We start from the raw sequence: 5,269 nt of genomic DNA on the forward strand, positions 1-5,269 counted from the left end.
CCCTCTGAAGCAAGCTCCGCTACTGGCGCGCGCTTCGCATGATATTCACCGGCCTAACTTACTACATTACCTACAGCTCTGGCAGGCGCCGTCTGTAACCCTTTGTGAAACACTTTCCACACAATATTCGCTAAAGCGCTCGAGGCGAAATACGAAAAACCTATCACCCCGCTAAAAAACCTCGTTTTACTCACTACGACCGCGGTAACCCCAGGCCAGCATGTATTGCTCGCGGGAACTGCCACGGGAAGAGTCTGGCTTGAGCATCTGGATCTTGTCGAATTTGCGACGAGCATCCTTCAGGTAAACATCAAACCCTTCGCCCTGAAAAATCTTGATCACGAAATTGCCACCCGGCTTGAGTATCCGTTCCGCCAGATCCAGAGCCAGCTCGCAAAGAAACATGGCCTTTGGCATGTCCACTTCGGGCGTACCACTCATATTGGGGGCCATATCGGAAATCACAAGGTCCACCTGCGAATTACCCACCGCCTCAAGGATCTGAGCGAGCACCGCGTCCTGGGTGAAGTCACCCTGGATGAAAGTCACGTCCGGAATGCTGTCCATTTCCAGGATGTCCGAGGCGATCAGACGGCCCTGACCACCGATCAGCCGGCTGGTGACCTGCGACCAGCCACCGGGCGCCGCACCCAGGTCGACAACGCTCATGCCAGGACGGATCAGCTTGTATTTCTCCTGGACCTCGAGAAGCTTGTAACTCGCACGCGAACGGTAGCCGTCCTTCTGCGCCTGCTTCACATAGGGATCATTTACATGTCTTTTCAGCCAACCAAGGCTTGTCTTGGAACGCGCCATTGGGCACCTCGATGATAAGGGTCGTGATTAATTGGGCGGATCCACGAGCCCTCGGGTAAAATGGCCGCCATTTTACAGAATCCAGACGAAAGGGTCAGATTATGCCGCTCACTCAAGAGCAGAAGAAACAGTACAAATCCATTGGCCACCATCTGAAACCAGTTTTGACTGTGGCTGACAACGGTTTGACTGAAGGTGTGTTAGCCGAACTTGAACGCGCTTTGGCGGATCACGAGCTGATTAAAATCAAGCTCAACATCCTCGATCGCGAGGCGCGCCTGGCGTCCATTGCAGAACTCTGCAAGGTCGGCAAAGCGGACCTGGTTCAGGTCATCGGCAAGATGGCTCTGATTTACCGCAAGAACTTCAGCGCCAACAAGCAGCTGTCGAACGTTCATCGCTTCAAGTGATGACAAGGGTCAAGGGTGTGCTTCGCGCACCCTGCCACTCCATCCAGGTACCGGCTGCAACACCAGCACCAGCCCGGAAAAACCCAGAACCAGAAAGCTGAACACCTGCCAGCGCTGCGCATCCGGCCAGCCGACACGCACTGCGACAAACATCGCACACGCATACAACGCCACCAGCAACACTTGTCCGCGAAAATCGCGCCATAGACTGGCAAGGCCCTCGGTCTTTACCAGCACCAAAGCCTGAAAAATCACGCAGGCGGCAGCGAATCCCACCACCAGCACTTCAAATGCACTTGCAACTTCATCGACCAGCAGCGGTGCCAGGCCTATTTGGCCCAACACCGGTCGCAGGCCCAGATGCACCAGCCATAAGCCACCGACCCAAAGCATCTGGGTCAGCTGCCAGAGCACGGCGCCCGCATTCAGCAGGCGCCCTGTTTCAGATGTGACGGACTTCGACAATCTCGTACTCGATAACACCGCTAGGCGTTTTCACTGCGACCACATCGCCTTCTTGCTTGCCGATCAAGGCACGGGCCAATGGCGACCCTACCGAAATCTTGCCAAGTTTGAAGTCGGCCTCGTCCTCACCCACGATGTGGTAAGTCACGCTTTCGTCAGTCTCGACGTTGGCGATTTCAACGGTGGTGCCGAAAATCACTTTACCGGTATGCGGGATGGTCGTGACGTCGATGATGACCTGATTCTGAATCCGGCCTTCGATGTCACGAATCCGCGCTTCAACCATGCCCTGCTGTTCGCGAGCGGCATGGTATTCGGCGTTTTCTTTCAAGTCACCCAACTCGCGGGCCGTACCGATGTCCTGGCTAAGCTTTGGACGAACGACCTTGGTCAGGTGAGTGTGTTCTTCTTCCAGGGCTTTCGCGCCCTGGACGGTCATCGGGTATTTGATCATGCCTTCAATCCTGCGTGTAGATCCTGCAAGCGACGCACGGTCTTCTCGGGACCGAACTTCAGTGCTTCGCAGATCGCTTCGCCAGCAGCAATAGTGGTGGTGCAATAGATCTTGTGCTGCAAGGCGTTGCGACGGATGGAATACGAGTCGGCAATCGACTGGCGACCTTCGGTGGTGTTGATGATCAGAGTGACTTCGTCGTTCTTGATCATGTCGACCACGTGTGGACGACCTTCGGTCACCTTGTTCACGCGGCGCACTTTCAGGCCTGCAGCCTCGATCAGCTTGGCAGTACCGGCAGTGGCAACCACTTCGAAGCCCAAGTTGATCAGATCACGGGCCACGCCTGCAACCAGAGGTTTGTCGTCGTCACGTACGCTGATGAATGCGGTGCCGCCAGTTGGCAGCACTTCGCTGGCGCCCATCTGGGCCTTGGCGAATGCTTCACCGAAGGTGTCGCCCACACCCATCACTTCACCGGTCGACTTCATCTCTGGGCCGAGGATCGGGTCAACGCCAGGGAATTTGGCGAATGGGAACACCGCCTCTTTCACGCTGTAGAAGTTCGGAATGATTTCCTTGGTGAAGCCGATTTCCTTCAGGGTCTTACCGGCCATGACGCGCGCAGCGATCATTGCCAGGGAAACACCGATGCACTTCGATACGAACGGCACGGTACGCGAAGCGCGCGGGTTGACTTCGATGACGTAGATGTCTTCGCCTTGCAGCGCCAACTGAACGTTCATCAAGCCGACAACACCCAGTTCCAGGGCCATTTTCTTGACCTGTTCGCGCATTTCGTCCTGGATGTGCAGCGGCAGCGAGTACGGCGGCAGCGAGCAAGCGGAGTCACCGGAGTGAACGCCAGCCTGTTCGATGTGCTGCATGATCGCGCCGATCACCACATCAGTACCGTCGCAGACAGCATCGACGTCCATTTCGATGGCGCAGTTGAGGAAGTGGTCGAGCAGCACCGGGCTGTCGTTCGACACTTTCACCGCGTCACGCAGGTAGCGCTTGAGTTCTTCTTCTTCGTAGACGATTTCCATCGCCCGACCACCCAGTACGTAGGAAGGACGCACGACCAGCGGATAGCCGATCTTGCTGGCTGCACGAATCGCTTCGTCTTCGCTGCGCACGGTGGCGTTAGGCGGCTGACGCAGGTTCAGACGCTCAACCATTTGCTGGAAGCGCTCACGGTCTTCAGCACGGTCGATGGCGTCAGGGCTGGTGCCGATGATCGGCACGCCAGCGGCTTCCAGGGCCCGAGCCAGTTTCAGCGGAGTCTGGCCGCCGTACTGGACGATCACGCCTTTCGGCTTCTCGACGCGGCAGATTTCCAGCACGTCTTCCAGGGTTACCGGCTCGAAGTACAGACGGTCGGAAGTGTCGTAGTCAGTGGAAACGGTTTCCGGGTTGCAGTTGACCATGATGGTCTCGTACCCGTCTTCGCGCAGAGCGAGGGCGGCGTGTACGCAGCAGTAGTCGAACTCGATGCCCTGGCCGATACGGTTTGGACCGCCGCCAAGGATCATGATCTTGTCGCGACCGGACGGCTTCGCTTCGCACTCTTCCTCGTAAGTCGAGTAGAGGTAGGCGGTGTCGGTGGCGAACTCGGCGGCGCAGGTATCAACGCGCTTGTAGACCGGGAAGATTTCCAGCTTGTGGCGATGAGTCCGCAGGTTTTTCTCGGTCACACCCAGCAGCTTGGCCAGACGCTGATCGGAGAAGCCTTTGCGCTTGAGGCGGAACATCAGGTCGCGGTCGATAGAGGACAGACCCAGGGTCTTGACCTTCTCTTCTTCCTTGATCAGATCTTCGATCTGCACCAGGAACCACGGATCAATCATGTTCATGCCGAAGATTTGCTCAACGGTCATGCCGGCGCGGAAAGCGTCAGCCACGTACCAGATACGCTCGGCGCCCGGCACGGTCAATTCGCGCTTGAGCACGCTCATGCTTTCCGGGTTGCTCAGGTCGAGCTTCTCGTCCAGACCGCAAACGCCCACTTCCAGACCGCGCAGAGCTTTCTGCAGGGATTCCTGGAAAGTACGGCCGATGGCCATGACTTCACCCACCGACTTCATTTGAGTGGTCAGGCGGGCGTCGGCTTTCGGGAATTTCTCGAAAGCGAAACGTGGCAGCTTGGTCACGACGTAGTCGATCGACGGCTCGAAGGACGCCGGGGTTTTGCCACCGGTGATGTCGTTCGACAGTTCGTCGAGGGTGTAACCCACAGCCAGTTTGGCTGCGACTTTGGCAATCGGGAAACCGGTGGCTTTCGAGGCCAGGGCCGACGAACGCGATACACGCGGGTTCATCTCGATCACGACCATACGGCCGGTGTCCGGGCAGATACCGAACTGCACGTTGGAACCGCCAGTCTCTACGCCGATTTCGCGCAGTACCGCCAGGGAGGCGTTACGCAGAATCTGGTATTCCTTGTCGGTCAGGGTCTGTGCCGGAGCAACAGTGATCGAGTCACCGGTGTGCACGCCCATCGGGTCAAAGTTTTCGATGGAGCAGACGATGATGCAGTTGTCCTTTTTGTCGCGGACAACTTCCATCTCATATTCTTTCCAGCCGATCAGCGATTCGTCGATCAGCAGCTCTTTTGTCGGCGACAGGTCCAGACCACGGGCGCAGATTTCTTCGAACTCTTCACGGTTGTAAGCGATACCGCCACCGGTGCCGCCCATGGTGAAGGACGGACGAATGATGCACGGGAAGCCCAGGGTCTCGAGAACCGCGTTGGCTTCTTCCATGCTGTGGGCGATGCCGGAACGCGGGCACGCCAGGCCGATGGATTTCATCGCCTTGTCGAAACGCGAACGGTCTTCAGCCTTGTCGATGGTGTCGGCGTTGGCACCGATCATCTCTACGCCGAACTTCTCCAGAACGCCTTCGCGCTCCAGATCAAGGGCGCAGTTCAGAGCGGTCTGGCCACCCATGGTCGGCAGCAGTGCGTCCGGACGCTCTTTCTCGATGATCTTGGCAACGGTCTGCCATTTGATCGGTTCGATGTACGTGGCGTCGGCCATGTCCGGGTCGGTCATGATGGTGGCCGGGTTGGAGTTCACCAGGATGACGCGGTAACCCTCTTCGCGCAGGGCTTTACAGGCCT

At 57.5% G+C, this 5,269-nt stretch carries 5 protein-coding genes; 1 reads left to right on the forward strand and 4 read right to left on the reverse strand.

All coding sequences use genetic code 11. The annotated features are described in order from the left end of the window. Positions 1-186 precede the first annotated feature (186 nt). Entirely contained in the window at positions 187-816 is a 630-nt protein-coding gene (gene rlmE, locus ACIOZM_RS30280) for a 23S rRNA (uridine(2552)-2'-O)-methyltransferase RlmE (protein ID WP_401221024.1), read from the reverse strand. 101 nt (positions 817-917) lie between these two features. Here rlmE and ACIOZM_RS30285 point away from each other — a divergent pair, with 101 nt between their 5' ends. Further along, positions 918-1,226 (forward strand): YhbY family RNA-binding protein, encoded by a 309-nt coding sequence (locus ACIOZM_RS30285; RefSeq protein WP_401221027.1) that lies wholly within the window; start codon positions 918-920, stop codon positions 1,224-1,226. A 9-nt stretch (positions 1,227-1,235) separates the two neighbouring features. Here ACIOZM_RS30285 and ACIOZM_RS30290 read toward each other — a convergent pair whose 3' ends face one another. From ACIOZM_RS30290 to carB, 3 genes are all read right to left on the reverse strand, one after another. Continuing rightward, a complete protein-coding gene (locus ACIOZM_RS30290; protein ID WP_401221041.1) occupies positions 1,236-1,640 on the reverse strand; it encodes an MFS transporter in 405 nt (134 codons plus the stop codon). Positions 1,641-1,668: 28 nt separating this feature from the next. Then, positions 1,669-2,145, reverse strand: coding sequence for a transcription elongation factor GreA (gene greA / locus ACIOZM_RS30295; protein ID WP_401221030.1), 477 nt, complete (start codon positions 2,143-2,145; stop codon positions 1,669-1,671). Further along, positions 2,142-5,269 (reverse strand): carbamoyl-phosphate synthase large subunit (gene carB / locus ACIOZM_RS30300; protein ID WP_401221032.1); only part of this gene is annotated, 3,128 nt, incomplete at its 5' end. The genes greA and carB, both read right to left, overlap by 4 nt.

Source organism: Pseudomonas sp. NPDC087346, assembly GCF_044744235.1.
GTDB lineage: Bacteria > Pseudomonadota > Gammaproteobacteria > Pseudomonadales > Pseudomonadaceae > Aquipseudomonas.